Genomic DNA, 18,049 nt, shown 5'->3' with positions numbered 1-18,049 from the left:
GCAAGCTGTTTGTTCAGCGTGGCTCAATCTGCCACAGGTGTTGCGATACCGAGAACCATGCCCCCAGCCAGCCCAAGTAGGCCGAGAATCCCAACAGTGCCAGACTGTCGCCAATAGAGAGGTGTTGCAGGCTGAAATCGCTGGCATAAAGTTGGGCGAGCGTACCGATCTGGTGGTTGAGCAGTTGCAGGCTGCCGGCGACCAGCAGCCATGCCGCTATTCCTCCCAGCAGTCCTTGTGTGAGACCAAAGTAAAGAAAGGGGCGGCGGATGAACGTGTCGGTTGCTCCGATGAGCTTTGCCACTTCGATCTCCTCGCGGCGTGTGAGTATCTGCAAGCGGATGGTGTTGAATGTGATTGCGATGAGGGCAAAACTCAACAGTGCGGCAAGGATAGCGACCGCCATACGACCGAAGTCCAGCAACGCTTCAAGTTTATGTATCCAGGCGGAGTCGAGCTGCACATAATCAAAATGCTGCCAGGTCTTCAATTCGTTGCGCAAGGACTCCAGTGACGCCAGATCGCCGTCAGTGGGGTAGATCACGAAAGCATCCGGCAGCGGATTCTGCGACAGGCTATTGATCACGTCCGCCAAGCCGGTGGTTTGCTGCAGTTTCTTCAGTGCCATATCGCGCGAAACGAATTCGATGCGCTTGATTCCGGCGTGTTGTTTGAGTTTTTCGCCGATGTGCCCTATGTCGCTGGCACTGGTTCCACTGGCGAGGAACACGCTGATCTGCGGCGTGCCCGCTATTTGAGAGCCAAGTTTTTGCGCGCTCTTCAGCAGCACATAACCGCCTACCGGCAGGCTCAGGGCGATGCCGATGATGAGGATGTTGAGCAGTGTGGCGTTCGGGGTAAGCAACAGCCGGCGCAGGGTATGGTGCAGCACACGCAGGTGTTCGATGAGTGTTTTCATGCTTGTCCCGAGCCGGCAACAGCGGCCTGCAGTTCACCTTTTTTGAGATGCAATGCGCGTGCCGGGAACTGGCGCAGGATGCCCTCATCATGGGTGGAAATGAGCAGCGTGACGCCGACCTGGTGGAATGATTTAAAGATGTTCATGATCTCATTCGAATACTCGGTATCGAGATTGCCGGTGGGTTCGTCCGCCAGCAGGATGGTGGGACGGTTCACGATGGCGCGGGCGATGCACAGGCGCTGTTGTTCGCCGCCGGAGAGCGCAATGGGGTTGGTTTTTTCGCGGTCGAGCAGGCCGACCTTGTCCAGTGCCGCACGTACGCGCTTGGCGCTTTCGCGATGGTCAAAGCCGCATATCTGCAATGGCAGCATCACGTTGTCGAAGGCGCTACGGTCGAACAGAAGCTTGTGGTCCTGAAAGATCAATCCGATATTGCGCCGCAGATGCGGGATGGCGGCAGACTTGATGGAGCGGATGTTCTGTCCCTTGACCAGCACCCCTCCGCTGCTAGGTCTTTCGATGGCGGCGACGAGTTTGAGCAGCGTGCTCTTGCCAGCGCCGGAATGGCCGGTGAGGTATACCATCTCGCCCTCGGCGACTTCGAAGGAAAGATTCTTCAGCGCCTCATGCCCGCCAGGGTATCGCTTGTATACCTGATTGAATTTGATCATTCACTGCCCCCGCGAAAATGGCCGGTGTTATGTTGTGTCATACCTGCATGCCCAGCAATGCGGCAACGAAATCCTCGGCCACGAAAGGCCGCAGATCGTCCAGCGCTTCACCAACGCCGATGAATCGCACGGGGATGGGATGTGCCTTGGCGATGGCTGCAATGACGCCCCCCTTGGCGGTGCCGTCAAGCTTGGTCAGCACCAGGCCGGTCACCTGCAACGCATCATCGAAGGATTTGACCTGCGACAGCGCGTTCTGCCCGGTGTTGGCATCCAGCACCAGCAGCACTTCATGCGGCGCACCGGGCAGCGCCTTGGCGATGACACGCTTCACCTTCTTGATCTCTTCCATCAGGTGCGCCTGGGTGGTCAGGCGCCCGGCGGTGTCGGCCAATACCACATCGATGCCGCGTGCTTGCGCTGCCTGCACGGCGTCGTAGATCACTGCGGCAGCATCGCCGCTCTGCTGGGCGATGACGGTGACATCGTTGCGCCTTCCCCATTCCATGAGTTGTTCGCGTGCTGCGGCACGGAAAGTGTCGCCTGCCGCCAGCAGCACCGACTTGCCCTGATTCTGGAAATGCTTGGCCAGTTTGCCGATGGAAGTGGTTTTACCGGCACCGTTGACGCCGCATAGCATGATGACGAAAGGCCGGGATGCGCCGACATCGAGCGGTTTTGCCAACGGCTGCAGAAGCTTGAGCAAGGCATGCGCCAGCGCTTCTTTCAATTGGCCGGCCTCGGTCAGGCGCTGTTCCTTCACATGACGGCGCACATCTGCCAGCAGCGAGCGCGTGGCATCCATGCCCACGTCTGCAGTAATGAGAATGGTTTCGAGCTCTTCATAAAGCTCATCGTCTATCTTGCCGCCGGGAACCAGCAAAGACGAGAGCTGTCCACCTGTCCTCGCCAGGCTGCCTGTCAGCCGGGACAGCCAGCTTTTCGATTCGGCGGAGGCTGGAGTATTTTTCAGGAAACTAAACATGCAAGGGTATTCTGGTGTGGATGAAATGTCGCATAATGCGCGTTCATTTTATGCCGAATTGCGCATCCATGGGATAAGGTAATGAGAATCCAATTAATTGTCATCGCACTATTGCTTCAAATTTCGTCCGTTGCGCACGCGGATGCCATATATGAAAAGACGTTGGGCAACGGACTCAAGGTCATCGTCAAGGAAGACCATCGGGCGCCGGTGGTGGTGCAGCAGGTCTGGTACCACGTAGGCAGCATGGACGAGCGTACCGGCACCACTGGCGTGGCCCATGTGCTTGAACACATGATGTTCAAAGGCACCAAAGACGTCCCGGTCGGGCAGTTCTCCAAGATCATCGCGGCGGCAGGAGGACGGGAGAACGCCTTTACCAGCTACGATTACACCGCGTATTTCCAGCAGTTGCACAAATCCAGGCTGCCGCTGGCGATGCGCCTGGAATCCGACCGTATGCATAACCTGCAGATGGCGAAAAAAGAATTCGACAAAGAGATCAAGGTGGTGATGGAAGAGCGCCGCTGGCGTACCGACGATGACCCGCATGCGCTGATGAACGAGAAGCTGATGGCGACGGCGTTCCCGGAACATCCCTACCATAATCCGGTGATCGGCTGGATGGTTGATATCCAGAACATGACGGCAGCCGATGCATTGAACTGGTACAAGACATGGTATGCCCCCAATGATGCGACACTGGTCATCGCTGGCGACGTCAAGGCTGACGACGTGTTTGCGCTTGCACAGCGTTATTACGGCGGAATACCTGCCGTGAAATTGCCGTTTCGCAAAGCGGTGGGTGAGTCGAAACAGCTCGGCATCCAGCGTATCGTGGTCAAGGCGCCGGCAGAGCTGCCCTATCTGATCATGGCCTATCACGCGCCGACCTTGCGCGATGCCGGGAAAGACTGGAAACCATATGCCCTGGAAATGCTGGCTGGCGTGCTGGACGGCAACAGTTCTGCGCGGCTGAACAAAGCGCTGGTGCGCGACCAGCAAGTGGCGATCGATGTGGATGCGGGTTACGACAGTGTGGCGCGTGGCCCCGGCCTGTTCGTGCTCGAAGGCACGCCCAGTGAAGGCAAGACGGTGGGAGATGTGGAGCGAGCCTTGCGCGAACAGATGGCGTTGCTGGTGCGCGATGGGGTGAATGCCGATGAGCTGAAGCGCGTCAAGGCGCAGGTGATGGCGGCTGAAGTCTACAAGCGTGATTCGGTGTTCTACCAGGCGATGCAGATCGGCCAGATGGAGAGCGACGGCCTCTCGTACAAGGATATCCCTGTGATGCTGCAAAAGTTGCAGGCAGTCACCGCGCAGCAGGTGCAGGATGTGGCGCGTGAGATATTCAACGATGACCAGTTGACGGTTGCGACGCTCGACCCGCAACCGCTCTCCGGCAGACCCCAACATATTCCAGCAGGAGCAGCGCATGTTCACTAGATTCCTTACTACGGCAGTTCTGTTGTGCGTGGCGACTGGCGCGTTCGCCACGCCGCAGATCCAGCACTGGCATGCCCCCAGCGGCGCCCGCGTGTACTTCGTCGAGGACCACGGCCTGCCGATGCTGGATGTGGCGGTGTCATTCCCGGCGGGCAGCGGCTTCGATGTCGCGGGCAAGGTCGGGGTGTCCAGCCTCACCTTTGGCATGCTCGACCTGGGGGCTCAGGGCTTGAGCGAAGATGATATCTCGCGCAAATTGGCTGACATCGGCGCACAGATGGGCGGGCAATTCGATCCGGATCGTGCCGGACTGACCATGCGCACGTTGAGCAGTGCGGCAGAACGCAACGCAGCGCTGGACATCATGGGGAGTTGCCTGCAACAACCACTGTTTCCCGAGACTATCCTGACGCGGGAGAAGGCCCGTCTGATCGCTTCCTTGAAAGAGGAAGAGACGCGCCCCGAGAGCATCGCGGACAAGGCATTCGGCAAAGCAGTGTTCGGAGCCCATCCCTATGGCTGGCATATGGAAGTCGCCGATGTGGAAAAGATACAGCGCGACGAACTGGAAAGTTTTTATCACGACCACTACAGCGCCAGGCACGCAGTGGTCGCCTTGATGGGCGACGTGACGCGCGCGCAGGCCGAAGCCATCGCGCAACAATTGACGGCCAATCTGCCTGCGGGAGGTGCAAGCGCGCAGATAGCGCCGGTGTTGATCCGTATCAAACCCAGTGAACAGCGCATTCCCCATCCGGCTACCCAGAGCCATATCCTGATTGGCACGCCAGGCATCGCGAGAAACGACGAGGATTATTTCCCGCTGTATGTCGGCAACTACATACTGGGCGGCGGCGGTTTTGTCTCGCGGCTGATGAACGAAGTGCGTGAAAAACGCGGGATGGCCTATAGTGTATACAGCTATTTCATGCCGATGCAGCAACCGGGCGCATTCCAGATCGGCTTGCAAACCAAGAAAGAACAGGCCGACGAATCGCTGCGCCTGGTGCGCGAGACGCTGCGCACTTTCATCGATAAGGGTGTGACCGAGAAAGAACTGCGTGCTGCCAAACAGAACATCACTGGTGGCTTTCCGCTGCGCATCGACAGCAACAGGAAAATACTCGACTACTTGAGCGTGATCGGTTTCTACGAACTGCCGCTGACCTACCTGGACGATTTCACTGACAAAGTGAACAAGGTGACGACAAAACAGATACACGATGCCTTCAAGCGCCGTATCGACCCTGATGCATTGGCGACAGTGATCGTGGGTGCTCCTGTTGAAGCAAATCCGCAACCAACCACCGGTCGCGCGGAGATGGCACCGTCCGAGGAAAAAGCGGGAGCGGCGAAATAAACAAGGTTCGCATCATTGGCGGCACGCACCGCAGCCGCCTGATCGAATTTCCCGATGCCGAGGGACTGCGTCCGACTCCAGACAGGGTGCGCGAAACCTTGTTCAATTGGTTAGGGCAGACACTCTATGGCAAACGCTGTCTGGACCTGTTCGCCGGCAGCGGTGCACTGGGTTTCGAAGCGGCTTCCCGCGGCGCAGAACAGGTGCTGCTGGTCGAGGCCAGCCGTCCCGTATTCCAGTCATTGCAGGCAAATGCCAAAAAATTAGGGCTCGGCAATGTAGCCTTGCGTTGTGAGGATGGGCTAAAATTCGCCCGGCAAGATAACGGCTTGTTCGATGTGATCTTTCTCGATCCCCCTTTTAAGAGCGATTTCCTGTCCCAACTACTTCCGCTGTTGGAAAACAGTCTGGCGCAAGACGGAAAGATATATATGGAAAGCGGGATGGTCCTCGATCCGGGCGATGCCTGGCGAGTGGTCAAGCGCGCCAGAGCTGGCGTTGTGCATTATCAACTATTGGAGCGTGTGCAAGCATGATCAAAGTGGTTTACCCCGGAACCTTCGATCCCATCACGCGCGGACATGAGGATGTGGTGCGTCGTGCCGCCGGGCTGTTCGGCGAAGTGGTGGTGGCCGTGGCCGCCAGTCGCAGCGCGACACTGTTCACGCTGGAAGAAAGGGTGGAAATGGCGCGCGAGGTGTTCGCCGGTTTCGACAACGTCAAGGTCGAGGGCTTCGACACGCTGTTGATGAGCTACGTGCGTGCACAGAATGCCCGTGTGGTATTGCGCGGATTGCGTGCGGTATCGGATTTCGAATTCGAATTCCAGATGGCGGGCATGAACCGGGCGCTGCATCCGGATGTCGAGACCCTGTTCCTGACGCCGGCCGAGCAATATACCTTCATCTCAGCCAGCATCGTGCGCGAGATTGCGCGTTTCGGCGGGGATGTGAGCAAGTTCGTTTCGCCGCTGGTCATGGCGGAACTGGAAAAAAAATATCAACGATAAGGAGAGTGGAAATGTCACTGATAATTACTGACGAATGTATCAACTGCGATGTATGCGAACCTGAGTGCCCGAACGGAGCCATCTCGCAGGGCGACACAATTTACATCATTGATCCCAACAAGTGCACCGAATGCGTAGGCCACTACGATACGCCGCAATGCGTGGAAGTATGCCCGGTCGACTGCATTCCGCACGACCCCGCGCATGTGGAAACCAAGGAGCAGCTGCAGGCCAAGTATGAAAAGCTGATGGCTGCCAAGGCGTAAAGCGAAAGAATCACGTTTGCCGACACACTTAAAGCCCGCATTAGCTGCGGGCTTTTGTCTTTGCGATGCTTCAAATCCATGCTGGACCAGTGTAATGTTGACCCCGGAGGATCTGGTACCTCATAACAACGATAAAAGTCTACATGGACTCTCAAAGCGGCAGGTCAAGCTCAGATCATTTTGCCATCTATCCAATATCGGCCTTTGTGATTTTGGTGATCGTTGCTTTGCTGATGGGTGATCATCTGTTCAGTAACTTGCGTGCCGGACTAAAGAATGTTGCTCAGCAGAACGTTGTGGCGATCGGTTCCATCAAGGCCAGCCAGATCGGCGATTGGCTGCACGAGCACGAATCCGATGTAAAAACACTTTCCGACAATTCATTCTTTTCCCGCGAGGCGATACGCTGGATCCGCGGTGGGGCCAAAGATCCGGTCAGGCGCAGGCTCATCGTCGATCGCCTGCAGTCATTTCTGAATGCCCATCATTTCCGTGCCATCGTGCTATACGACTCAACCGGCCGCGTGCTGTTGAACGTCGGGGATCTGTTTGCTGACGATAAAGAGATCGGAATTGAAGCACGGCGTGCCGTCGAGTCCGGCCAATTCAGATTCGTCGATCTGCATCGTGATCGGCCCCCATCCAATGCCGTCGAAATGGGGTTCATCAGCCCGTTGCATGAAGGTTTGAGCTACGCAGGAGCGGTCTATCTGGTCGAGGATCCTGCGAGTTATCTGTTGCCTCTGGTGGATAGCAGGCCCGGTGGGAGCGAGACGGCAGATACACAACTGGTGCGCGCAGAAGGCAATGACGTTCTGTATCTGAACCAGCTGCGCGATCGTGACGATCCGCCATTGGGTTACCGGTTGCCTTTGAGTACGCCAGGACTGGCGGTTGCCATCGCGCTGCGCGGCAAGCAGGGACTGATCGAGGGGGCGAACGACCATCGGGGGCGGCCGGTATTTTCTTACGCCGGTGAAATCGCAGGAACGCCATGGGTGCTGGTCTCCAAGATAGACGAAGCAGAGGCCTACCGGATGGTCGATCAGGTCCGATGGCTGGCAGGATTGCTGTTCCTGTTCACGTCGGGACTGATTGCCGCCTGGTTCCGGCAATGGCGCCGGCGCGATCTGGCGGAAGCAGAAGCGGCCATTCTGAAAGAACGGGTTCGGGCAGATGCATTGAAGATGGAAGGCGAAAAGCGTTTCCGCACTGCCTTCGAGCATACTGCGTTGCCGATGGTGCGCAACTCGCTCACGGGTGAGTTCATCGAAGTCAACGATGCATGGTGCAACATGTTCGGCTACAGCAGGGACGAAGTCTCTTCCAAACACCTTGACTGGCAGCAGGTCACGTATCCCGACGATATGGAACCCGGTGCTACGCTGGTGAAACAGATGCTCGCCGGCGAGATTTCCGATTTCAAGATCGAGAAACGCTACCTTCAGAAGGATGGCAAGGTGCTGTGGGGAAGCGTGCAGGTGAAACTGGTGCGTGATGAACAGGGAGTGCCAGAGTTTGTCATCAGCGCCATCCAGGACATCACCGAGCGCAAGCTGACGGAAAAGACCATCAACTTCATGGCCTATCACGACAAGCTGACCGGCCTGCCCAATCGTGCCCTGTTGTTCGACCGCCTGGCGCAAGCCATGTCGCAGGCCAAGCGCGATGCCAAATATGTGGCGTTGCTGTTCGCCGATCTGGATGGGTTCAAGGCAGTCAATGACCTGTATGGACACGAGGCGGGGGACAATGTGCTGAAGATGGCGGCCCAGCGTTTCCTGGCCTGTGTGCGCGCAGTGGACACGGTGGCGCGCTTTGGCGGGGACGAATTCGCCATCATCCTGGGGAACCTGGATGATCCGCTACAGGCAAAAGGCGTGGCGGAGAAGATCGTGCAGGCGTTCGCCCAGAGCATCACGCTTTCAGACGGGCGCGAGTGCACCGTGGGTGCAAGCGTGGGCATCAGCATCTATCCCGACCATGGCAGCGCGATGGACAATCTGATGACTGCGGCCGATCAGGCGATGTACGAGAGCAAGCGCCACGGCAAGAACACCTATACGTTTTACAGAGGCAAGTCTTCACTTGGCAGTGAATCCCAGTGGTTCCTCTTCGATGAAAGCATGCTGGTGGGTGTGGGCGAGATCGACGAACAGCATCGCAACCTGGCCTATCTGGTCAATCGCCTGAACGAAGCATTGAAACGCGACGAATCGATGGAGTCCATCCAGCAGATGCTGGATGAGTTGCTGGTGGCGACCAGGCACCATTTCGATACCGAGAACCGCTACATGCTCACCTACAATTACCCGGAACAAAGAGATCATGAACTGGAGCATGCGCAACTGCTGAATGAGGCTCAGCGGTTCAAGGAGCAGATCAGCGAGGGACGCGAACTGCTGGTGCTGCAGTCAGTCAAGGACTGGCTGCTCAGCCATATCGCTTTTTCCGACAAGAAGCTGGCTGCCTATTTGCAACATCAAGGCCTGAAATGACTCACTTCTGGCAGCGGGGGCAATAGAAAGTCGAGCGCTGTCCCTGGCGTATCTGCCTGATGGGTGTTGCGCATACGCGGCAGGGTTCTCCTGTCCGTCCATAAGCGAAATAATGCTGCTGGAAGTAGCCTTGCTTGCCGTTGCTATCCACGTAGTCGCGCAAGCTGCTGCCGCCCTTCCTGATCGCCGCTCGCAGCACCTCCTTGATGGTCACGGTCAAACGCGCACAGCGTTCCTTGCTGATCTTGCCTGCGGCCAGTTGCGGCCTGATCCCGGCGCGGAACAGCGCTTCGTTGGCGTAGATGTTGCCCACGCCGACCACCACATGATTGTCCATGATGACCAGCTTGATCGCCGCTTTGCGCTTCCTTGTGGCTGCATAAAGCGTGTCGGCATCGAACCCTGCCAGCAGCGGTTCGGGACCGAGCGATGCCAGCAGCGGGTGTTGCGCGACATCGCCCTGGTGCCACAACACTGCACCGAAACGGCGAGGATCGCGCAAACGCAGCAATTGGCCGTTATCCATGACCAGATCGAAGTGGTCGTGTTTCTCTGCGGAGGTGTCGAGTGGCTGGATACGCAAGCTGCCGCTCATGCCAAGGTGCAGGATGAGAGTGCCGTGACCGAATGAGATGAGCAGATACTTTGCGCGACGCTGCAGATCCTGCACGATGTGGCCGCGCAATAGCTCGGGCAGATTTCCGGGGATGGGCCAGCGCAGGTCGGGATTGCGGATGACGACATCAACGATGCGCCGTTGCTTGAGATGCGGCGCGATGCCGCGCAGGGTGGTTTCGACCTCCGGTAATTCGGGCATCGCCTAGCGCTTCCTGCGCCGCCATTGGAACACGCCTGCACCGACAAGCAGCAGCGGGAATGCGACGATCAAAGTCACGCTGATCGCGGTGAGCTGCCGTTTGCTCAGGACGATCTTGCCGTCTTTCGCCGCGTGCGGCTGTACGGTGATGAGGCGCTCTTCATTTGCCAGCCAGTTCACCATGTTGATGCCGAGGTCGAGGTTGCCGCCGTTGCCGGAATAGACGTTGGACAGGAATGCGCCGTTGCCCACCACGATGATGCGCTGTTCGCGATCGTTGATGTTGCGATGCAGAGCGACAGCCAGATTGACCGGTCCCGGGATGTCGCGGTTCTTGTCGAAGCTCTTGCCGATCCCGTGATCGCTGACCCAGCCGCGCGACGCGCCCTCAACCAGTGTGTGCGCCTGCCAGCTATCGTTCTGTTCGACACTCAATGCGCGAGCATCGGGATAGACCGTAATAAGGTCGAAGTTGCGGGTCACGGCATGCGGCGGGTAGCCTGCGCCCAGCACCCAGTTGAGCGGCGCATTCATCTCCTGCGCGGCAGGGTCGATCACGATGCCGGGCATGATGGTCAGGGAAAGTTTCTCGGCCAGCGGCTCCAGTCCGCGCAACGATTCGGCATCCACCAGCCACAACAAGTTGCCGCCATTGTCGATGTAGCGCAGCAGTTTTTTCACTTCGCCCGGCATCAGTCTGGTTTGCGGCTGGGTGACCACCAGCAGGCTGACGTTCGACGGCACATCCTGCGCCAGCGCCAGATTGAGGCTGGAGGTGCGATAACCGAGTTGCTGCAGACGTTTGCCGAGCTCGCCCAGATCCTGGTTGGCGATGCCGTCCAGCTTGCGTTCGCCATGACCGCTCAGATACATCAATAGCTGATCCTTGGTGTGCGCCAGATGCAGCAGGGCGCTGGAGAGCGTCTGCTCGTTGAGCGTGGTGATGTGCTCGCTGCGCCCGGCATATTCCACCACCATTTCACCGTTGCCCTGGATCGAGGCCTTGCGCATCGCTTCCGGGTCTTTCACCGGGTCGACGAAGCTCAGCGAGATGTCCGGTTTGTAGCGCTGGTACAACGAGACGAAGTCGCGGATCAGTTTGCGCATATCGCCGACTTGCGCATCCCGTTCGGTGGCATATACCGTGATCTTCACCGGGCCTTTCAGCAGCGCCAAGGCATCCACACTGCCGGGTTCCAGGCTGTTCAGCGCGTTCTGCGTGACGTCCCATTGCGCCGGGTAGCGTGCGGCCAGCTGGAACAATGCACCTGCGGTCGCCAGTACCAGCAGCAGCGTAACGATCCGTTTGAGCAGGGGTAAAAACCGTTTCATGATGCGTTGCGCCGTTCGTCGTTCAGGTGACGTATTGTCAGCCACAGCAGGGTGGCGATGAACAGCGTGAAATAGATCAGGTCGGCGCTGTTGATCAATCCCGTGTTCAGGTTCTGGAAATGCGAATTCGGCGAGACAGCGCGCAGGAAACTGCTGTTATCGCTGGCGCTCATCTCGATCAGCCACAGACCGAACGAGACTCCCAGCGTGCTGGTCGCGGAGATGATGGGCTGTTTGTTCAGCGCAGAGAAATACAAGCCCAGTGCGGCGTAGCTGGCGGCGAGCAGAAGCACGCCCAGGATGTTGGCGAGCATGAGGCCGATGTCGGCATGCGTGCCGAGCAGCAAGGTCGCGAGCATGGCGGCACTGCCCGCAACGATGAGCACGAGCAGCAGCAGCAGGCCGAGGAATTTTCCCAACACGATGTGCGTCGCCGAGACGGGCGAGGTGAGCAGCAGCACCCAGGTCTGGTTGCGGCGTTCCTCGGCGATGAGGCGCATGGTGAAGAGCGGGACCAGCATCATCAGCATCAATGCAAGCACGCTGCACAATGGGGCGGCAACCGAGATCGTCGCACCCGGCGCATTGTCGAGCTGCGCCATTTGCGTCTGCACTCGCAGGTAATCGTCGATGCGCCCGAGGTAGAACCAGGCGAACAGGAACTGCATCAGCGCAAGCATCCACCAGGTGGATGGTGCGGCGAACAGGCTGCGGAATTCTTTTTTCGCGATGGTGAGGATCATGATGCGGTGGCATCCTCGTTTTCGGTGATGAGCAGGAAGGCTTCTTCCATATTGCCATTCGACAGCATCTCGGCACTGCTGCCGCTGTAGATCAGGCGGCCCTTCTGCAGGATGACCACACGGTCGCACAGGCTCTCCACTTCGTTGAGCAGGTGGGTGGAAAGGATCACGCTATTGCTGTCGCCGAGTTCGCGGATCAGCGCGCGGACGTCGCGTATCTGTGCCGGATCGAGGCCGACCGTGGGTTCGTCCAGCACCACCACGGCTGGATCGTGGATGATGGCCTGCGCGATGCCGACCCGCTGCTGGTAGCCTTTGGACAACGTGCCGATGATCTTCCTGCCGCTGGTCTGCAAACCGCAGCGCTGTTTGGCCAGTGCCAGCGCATCGGCGAGTTTGGCTGGGGGTATGCGGTGCAGGCGGGCGGCGAACAGCAGGTAGTCGTCGACACGCATGTCACGGTACAAGGGCGGGTGCTCCGGCAGGAAGCCGATGCAGGCCTTGGCCTGCATCGGCTGGTCCCGCAAGTCGAAATCGCACACCGTGATCTGTCCGCTATGCGGCGGCAATGCGCCGGTGAGCATCTGCAGCGTGGTGCTCTTGCCGGCGCCGTTGTGTCCCAGCAGACCCAGTACTTCCCCGCGGCGCAACTCCAGCGACACGTTGTCCACCACCAGCCGGTTGTCGTGGCGGCGCGTCAGATCATGGGCGGAAAGGGTGATGGGAGCATTCATCGCAGAAAGCGGCGTTCAAAATGTGTGGGTTGAACGGAATATAACCCAATAACCGGCGCCGCACCAAAGCTGCGATGGTTATTCCCATATCAGTGTGGTTGGACAGGTGCGCATCTCTTTGCTGGGTAAGTTACGATATCGATGGCATATGGATGGATCAGTAGATGGGGATGTTTGGGAATACGTGTATCCAATGAAAATTATTGCTGAGTGAAGAACTTGTGATTGCTGGGTTCGAGAGAATATCCAAGATATTTATCAAAACTCGGATAGAATCCCAAGCCACACTATTCAGGTTTCATCTGTTCCCGGTAATGTTTCGACTGGTTTTCAGGGTGAGTTTTTGAAAAAACTGCAAAAAAATTTGATACCGCTTTGTCTGTTGGCTACCTTGTGTGGCTGCACATCCGGACTGGTTACCAAGCGGACTGAAGTACTCTCATCTGCTCCTCATGCGGCGCCATCATCGATGCAGGAGAGCGCATCGGCAAAAGTGCAGCTTGGGGTGCCGCAGAGATTCGTTTCGGCCGAAGATATCTCCGCTGAGTGGTGGAAGCTGTTTCAGTCGCCACAACTCGATACCTTGATCAAGCGTTCTTTCAAGACGAACCCGGATTTCGAAGCTGCGCAGGCTGCGTTGCAGCGGGCCAAGGAATACGCGGCAGCGCAACAGGGTTTTTTCTATCCCAAGGTCAGCGCCAGTTATCCCCCTTCACGCAATAAAATGGCCCGCAGCTTTGGTAGTGGCTCGACCGGGCAGGAAAATAATGGGCCGGTCATTCAGGCCGATTCCAATGGGGGGGTAAAACGCGAAGGCCCGGCTTATTACAGCTTCCAAGCCGTACAACTGACAGTGGGCTATATGCCCGACATGTTCGAGGCGAATCACGGGCAGGTGGAATCCGCACAAGCTCGGACCGACGGAACCTATATCACGCTTGCCTCCCACGTGGTTGCCGCTGCCATACAGGAAGCTTCGTTGCGTGCGCAGATCGAGGCTCAACTCAGGATCGTAAGTCTCGATCAGCAAGCGCTGGAGATCGTGCGCAATCAGCTCAAACTCGGTTATGTCAAAGAACTGGATGTGAGGCAGCAGGAGATGACTTCTGCGCTGGCCCAACGGGAATTGGCGCCGCTGCAGGAGGAATTGGAGCAGACGCGCGATCTGATGCATGCGCTGGCAGGCAACACTTCTGCCCAGGATATGGATCACGATCTCGATCAGGATATCGATGAGGCGATCATCCTGGATGGGCTGCATCTGGAGCAAGAATTGCCGTTGAGTCTGCCGTCCAGACTGGTCGAGCAACGTCCCGATGTGCGTATGGCAGAGATGCAACTGCATGAAGTTAGTGCGCGGTACGGCGTGAACATTACCAGGATGATGCCGCAGTTCACCGTTTCTGGCGCGATTGGCGGGATGGCATCTTCACCGAAATGGATGGTCAAGAACGGAGGCAGTTTTTTCGATCTGGCCGCCAAAGGCTCGAATCACATCTTTGACAATGCGGCGTTGCGCACCAAAACGCGGGTAGCCAGACAGGATTTGATTCTGGCGGGCGCGCAATACCGCAGTGTGGTGATGGCTGCGTTGCAGAACGTCGCGGATATCCTTTACGTCATCCAATCCGACGATCGAGCCTTAAAGGCGGCTTCAAAGGCTGCACAGGTTGCGAGCAAAATGGGCGAACAGACGCGCAATCAATATGAAGCAGGTTCGGTGGATTTCCAGGGTTTGCTGGTTGCGCAACAGAACGAACAACTTGCCATCATCAATCTGGTGCAGGCCCAAACCAACCGCTTTGGCGACGCGGTTGCATTGTTTCAAGCGCTGGGCGGCGGCTGGTGGGGCTACGACAAACCGGCCAAAGTTAAGAACCGGATAACCTTGAAGAAATAATTTCAATCCTGATTGTCGAAGTTGATTTAGCTTTAGCTTGTTACGGCTTCGCCTGCATTCTCCGAAGAACGGCGCATCAAGGGCGAGCAGCCGCTTACTGCCGAGTAAGGCGTTGCCCGATACGGGTAGAGTTCGGCTAATATGTCACCCTGCCACAGACAAGTCGATATGATGAAATTTCCCAGACGCAATTTTGCCCTCGCACTTATCCCATTGCTGGCCGCATGTGCACACGCGCCGCAACAGGTTGCCGCCACTACGCCGACTCCAGCCAGCCGGGCGAGTCTGGACCAGATCGTCGAAACGCCCAAGCTTGCCTTGCCCAAGGTAGCGATGACCGACAACATGCTGTACGAATTCCTGCTGGGCGATATCGCAGCACAACGCAACCAGCCGAAACTGGCGGCACAAGCCTATCTCGATCTGGCCAAGACAACGCGCGATCCGCGTGTGGCCAGGCGTGCCGCGCAACTGGCATACGAGTCACGCGACTACGACACTGCGGTGGAATCCTTCAAGTTGTGGGAAGAGCTGGAACCCGCCTCGCCGCTGGCGAAACAGCTGTACCTTTCCCTGTTGCTGAGCGGCGGCAAGCTGCAGGAGGCTCGCCCGCTTCTGGATGAGGTGCTGCGGGCCGACCCGGCAAGCGCAGGGCGCACATTCACGAGTACCTATCCGATGGCCGCCCATGGCACGCAGGACAAATCCGCCATCCTGGCCTGGACGATAGCAGTGACCCATCCGTACCCCGATGTGGCGGAAGGGCATTGGGCAGTGGCGCAAGCTGCAGCGGCGGCAGGGAAGCAGGACCTGGCGCTGGCGGAAATACACAGGGCTGTGACCTTGCGCCCGGACTGGGATGTGGCGGCGGTGTTCGAAGCTCAGTTGTATCTGAACAGCGAGCCGCAAAAAGGGCTGGATCTGCTGAAGAAGTTTCTGGATGCACATCCGGAAAACAGGGAGCTGCGCCTGTACTACGCTCGTGCGCTGCTCAACCAGAAACAATTCGCCGCTGCACGCGACGAGTTCCAGCGCCTGCTCGACGATCGACCCGACAGTCCCGACCTGGCTTTTGCCGTGGCGCTGATCTCCATGCAGATGGGCGAATACGACCGCGCCGAGAAGGAGCTGCAGCAGGCACTCAACAAGGGCGGCAGGGATGAGAGCACGGTGCATTACTATCTCGCCCAGCTGAACGAGGCAAGAAAAGACGATGCGGCTGCTCTGGAGCATTACCGTCTGGTGAAGGAGGGCGAATATGGCTATGCCGCCCGCCTGCGCGAGGTCGCGTTATTGGACAAGGCAGGCAAGCTGGACGAGGCGCTGGATGCATTGCACCGTGCGGTGGCCAAGAACGATGAACAACGCGTGCAGTTGATCATGATCGATGCGCAGTTGCTGCGCGAGAACAAGAAATACGAAACAAGCTATCAGGTGCTGGCGGAGGGACTGAAGAAATTCCCGGAGAATCCTGATTTGCTGTATCAGACAGCGATGGCGGCCGACAAGCTGGACAAGGTGGAGCTGTTCGAAAAGCTGATCCGCAAGTTGATGAAGATATCTCCGGACAATGCGCATGCCTACAACGCGCTGGGCTACAGCCTGCTTGATCGCAAAGTTCGCATCAAGGAAGCGATGAAACTGGTGGAGAAGGCCTACCAGCTCGAGCCGGACGACGCGGCGATCACCGACAGCATGGGCTGGGGCTATTACCTGATGGGCAACCTGGACGAAAGCCTGAAATTCCTGAACCGGGCGTTTGCGGCGAATCCCGACCCGGAGATCGCGGCCCACCTGGGTGAGGTGATGTGGATGCATGGCGATAAAGCCGGCGCACGCAAGATATGGACGGACAGCGCGAAAGCCAATCCCGACAGCGAAGCGCTCAAGGCGGTGATGAAGCGGTTCATTCCCTGATGCGTCGTTTCCTTTGGTTGCCGATCTTGTTGCTGGCAGGCTGCGCGACCACGCCCGTGGAAGTGCAGCGCCCGGCGCAACCCGATGCGCCATTCACCTTCAACGGCCGCGTAGCCTTCAAACATGGCGAACAGCGCGAAAGCGCAGGCGTACGCTGGGTGCACAGTCCGGCAGAAGACGAGATATTGTTTCTTGCGCCATTGGGGCAGACGGTCGCGCGCATCCATCGCGATGCGAACGCAGTGACGCTGGACGCCTCCGGCCAACATCATGCCGCACAGGATATGGAGACCTTGATGCAGCAGGAACTGGGTTGGCAGCTGCCACTCTCGGGCTTGCGTTACTGGGTCACCGGCTTGCCGGCGCCGGATGGACAATCCAGCATCGAGCGCGATGCGAACGGCCAGATGAGCGTGCTGCGCCAGCAGGGCTGGGAAATACATTACACGCGCTATGCTGCAGTCGCGCCGGATGCGCTGCCGCTGCGCCTCAGGCTGACGCGCGATGACATGGAGGTGCTGCTGCTGATCGACGATTGGGAAGCGCAGTGAATACGCTGACGTGTGCCGCGCCGGCCAAGCTCAACCTGTTCCTGCATGTGGTCGGCCGCCGTGCCGATGGTTACCACCTGTTGCAGACCTTGTTTCGTTTCATCGACCTGAACGACACCCTGCGTTACACCCTGCGCGCCGATGGCGACGTGCGCCGTGTGGATGCGCTTGACGGCGTGCCGCCGGAACAGGATCTGTGCGTGCGCGCTGCGCGCCTGTTGCAACAGGAAACCGGCTGCAAGCAGGGTGTGGACATCGGGCTGGAGAAGCGCATCCCGATGGGGGGCGGCCTGGGCGGCGGCAGTTCGGACGCGGCGACCACCCTGCTGGCGCTGAACCGTTTGTGGGGACTGGATCTGTCGCGCGAACGCCTGATGCAATTGGGGTTGAGGCTGGGGGCGGACGTGCCGGTGTTCGTATTCGGCGAGAATGCCTTTGCCGAGGGCGTGGGCGAACGTTTGCAGCCTTATCCTTTGCCTGAGGCCTGGTATGTGGTGCTGTGTCCTCCGGTGCATGTGCCTACGGTGCAGATATTCACGCATCCGGAATTGACACGAAATACGATTTCGATGACAATGCGCGCCCTTCCGAAGGGGCCGGATTTTCGGGTGGGTCGTTCGGATGGTTTGGTTCTCGGTAACGATCTGCAGGCGGTGGCGTGCAAGTTGTACCCCGAGGTGGCCGAACATCTGGCATGGCTGGCAAAGTTCGCCCCTGCACTGATGACGGGCTCCGGCGCTTGCGTGTTTGCCGAGTTCGCCACGGAAAAAGAAGCACAAGCGGTATTGCAGCAGTTGCCGCCGAATATGCGCGGATTCGTCGCGCAAGGTTTGCAACAGCATCCGCTGAAAGATTTTGCAGTATCTGAGGCAGTTTAGAACGATGAGCGCATTGGTTT

Annotated in this window: 17 protein-coding genes; 10 read left to right on the top strand and 7 right to left on the bottom strand. The window is 58.2% G+C overall.

Annotation, left to right across the window (positions count from 1 at the left end):
* Positions 1–13: 13 nt before the first annotated feature.
* From ftsX to ftsY, 3 genes are read right to left on the bottom strand one after another with little or no spacing between them, the layout of a single operon-like run.
* On the bottom strand, positions 14–919 hold the full coding sequence (gene ftsX / locus SLIT_RS11855) for a permease-like cell division protein FtsX (RefSeq protein ID WP_013030496.1): 906 nt from the start codon (positions 917–919) through the stop codon (positions 14–16).
* Positions 916–1,593, bottom strand: coding sequence for a cell division ATP-binding protein FtsE (gene ftsE / locus SLIT_RS11850; RefSeq protein ID WP_013030495.1), 678 nt, complete (start codon positions 1,591–1,593; stop codon positions 916–918). The genes ftsX and ftsE overlap by 4 nt, the downstream gene beginning before the upstream one ends.
* A 37-nt stretch (positions 1,594–1,630) precedes the next feature.
* The gene (gene ftsY / locus SLIT_RS11845; RefSeq protein WP_013030494.1) at positions 1,631–2,578 is read right to left on the bottom strand and encodes a signal recognition particle-docking protein FtsY; all 948 of its coding nucleotides are present in this window, start codon (positions 2,576–2,578) and stop codon (positions 1,631–1,633) included.
* 81 nt (positions 2,579–2,659) lie between these two features.
* Between ftsY and SLIT_RS11840 the strand changes: the two genes are divergently transcribed.
* The 6 genes from SLIT_RS11840 (at position 2,660) to SLIT_RS15365 (ending at position 9,157) form a co-directional block, all read left to right on the top strand.
* The gene (locus tag SLIT_RS11840; protein WP_013030493.1) at positions 2,660–4,024 is read left to right on the top strand and encodes a M16 family metallopeptidase; all 1,365 of its coding nucleotides are present in this window, start codon (positions 2,660–2,662) and stop codon (positions 4,022–4,024) included.
* A complete protein-coding gene (locus SLIT_RS11835) occupies positions 4,014–5,384 on the top strand; it encodes a M16 family metallopeptidase (protein WP_013030492.1) in 1,371 nt (456 codons plus the stop codon). The genes SLIT_RS11840 and SLIT_RS11835 overlap by 11 nt, the downstream gene beginning before the upstream one ends.
* Positions 5,381–5,920: a 16S rRNA (guanine(966)-N(2))-methyltransferase RsmD gene (rsmD, locus tag SLIT_RS11830; protein ID WP_013030491.1), complete on the top strand. Its 540-nt coding sequence runs from the start codon at positions 5,381–5,383 to the stop codon at positions 5,918–5,920. Before SLIT_RS11835 ends, rsmD begins: the two co-directional genes overlap by 4 nt.
* Positions 5,917–6,393 (top strand): pantetheine-phosphate adenylyltransferase, encoded by a 477-nt coding sequence (coaD, locus tag SLIT_RS11825; RefSeq protein WP_013030490.1) that lies wholly within the window; start codon positions 5,917–5,919, stop codon positions 6,391–6,393. The genes rsmD and coaD overlap by 4 nt, the downstream gene beginning before the upstream one ends.
* Before the next feature lie 11 nt (positions 6,394–6,404).
* Complete coding sequence (locus SLIT_RS11820; protein WP_013030489.1) at positions 6,405–6,659, top strand: YfhL family 4Fe-4S dicluster ferredoxin; 255 nt, start codon at positions 6,405–6,407, stop codon at positions 6,657–6,659.
* 215 nt (positions 6,660–6,874) lie between these two features.
* Positions 6,875–9,157, top strand: coding sequence for a bacteriohemerythrin (locus tag SLIT_RS15365; protein WP_190272133.1), 2,283 nt, complete (start codon positions 6,875–6,877; stop codon positions 9,155–9,157).
* Between the two features lies 1 nt (position 9,158).
* Here the strand turns inward: SLIT_RS15365 and mutM are convergent, their stop codons facing one another.
* Genes mutM through SLIT_RS11795 form a run of 4 tightly spaced genes read right to left on the bottom strand, consistent with a single transcriptional unit; the run spans position 9,159 to position 12,783 of the window.
* A complete protein-coding gene (mutM, locus tag SLIT_RS11810) occupies positions 9,159–9,974 on the bottom strand; it encodes a bifunctional DNA-formamidopyrimidine glycosylase/DNA-(apurinic or apyrimidinic site) lyase (RefSeq protein WP_013030487.1) in 816 nt (271 codons plus the stop codon).
* A 3-nt stretch (positions 9,975–9,977) separates the two neighbouring features.
* A complete protein-coding gene (locus SLIT_RS11805) occupies positions 9,978–11,306 on the bottom strand; it encodes a GldG family protein (protein ID WP_013030486.1) in 1,329 nt (442 codons plus the stop codon).
* Positions 11,303–12,049 carry an ABC transporter permease gene (locus SLIT_RS11800; RefSeq protein WP_013030485.1) on the bottom strand — a complete coding sequence of 249 codons (747 nt, stop codon included), beginning with the start codon at positions 12,047–12,049 and terminating at the stop codon, positions 11,303–11,305. Before SLIT_RS11800 ends, SLIT_RS11805 begins: the two co-directional genes overlap by 4 nt.
* Positions 12,046–12,783 (bottom strand): ABC transporter ATP-binding protein, encoded by a 738-nt coding sequence (locus tag SLIT_RS11795; protein WP_013030484.1) that lies wholly within the window; start codon positions 12,781–12,783, stop codon positions 12,046–12,048. Before SLIT_RS11795 ends, SLIT_RS11800 begins: the two co-directional genes overlap by 4 nt.
* A gap of 343 nt (positions 12,784–13,126) precedes the next feature.
* On the opposite strand from SLIT_RS11795, the gene SLIT_RS11790 reads away from it, so the two are divergent.
* From SLIT_RS11790 to ispE, 4 genes are all read left to right on the top strand, one after another.
* Positions 13,127–14,683: an efflux transporter outer membrane subunit gene (locus SLIT_RS11790; protein ID WP_013030483.1), complete on the top strand. Its 1,557-nt coding sequence runs from the start codon at positions 13,127–13,129 to the stop codon at positions 14,681–14,683.
* A gap of 168 nt (positions 14,684–14,851) precedes the next feature.
* Positions 14,852–16,600: a tetratricopeptide repeat protein gene (locus tag SLIT_RS11785; protein ID WP_049871004.1), complete on the top strand. Its 1,749-nt coding sequence runs from the start codon at positions 14,852–14,854 to the stop codon at positions 16,598–16,600.
* On the top strand, positions 16,600–17,151 hold the full coding sequence (gene lolB / locus SLIT_RS11780; protein ID WP_013030481.1) for a lipoprotein insertase outer membrane protein LolB: 552 nt from the start codon (positions 16,600–16,602) through the stop codon (positions 17,149–17,151). The genes SLIT_RS11785 and lolB overlap by 1 nt, the downstream gene beginning before the upstream one ends.
* The gene (ispE, locus tag SLIT_RS11775; RefSeq protein ID WP_013030480.1) at positions 17,148–18,029 is read left to right on the top strand and encodes a 4-(cytidine 5'-diphospho)-2-C-methyl-D-erythritol kinase; all 882 of its coding nucleotides are present in this window, start codon (positions 17,148–17,150) and stop codon (positions 18,027–18,029) included. Before lolB ends, ispE begins: the two co-directional genes overlap by 4 nt.
* Positions 18,030–18,049 lie beyond the last annotated feature (20 nt).

The sequence above is a fragment of the Sideroxydans lithotrophicus ES-1 genome, from assembly GCF_000025705.1.
Taxonomy (GTDB): domain Bacteria; phylum Pseudomonadota; class Gammaproteobacteria; order Burkholderiales; family Gallionellaceae; genus Sideroxyarcus; species Sideroxyarcus lithotrophicus.
The sequence above is the reverse complement of the archived record's forward strand: the minus strand, read 5'-3'. Positions and strand labels throughout refer to the sequence as shown.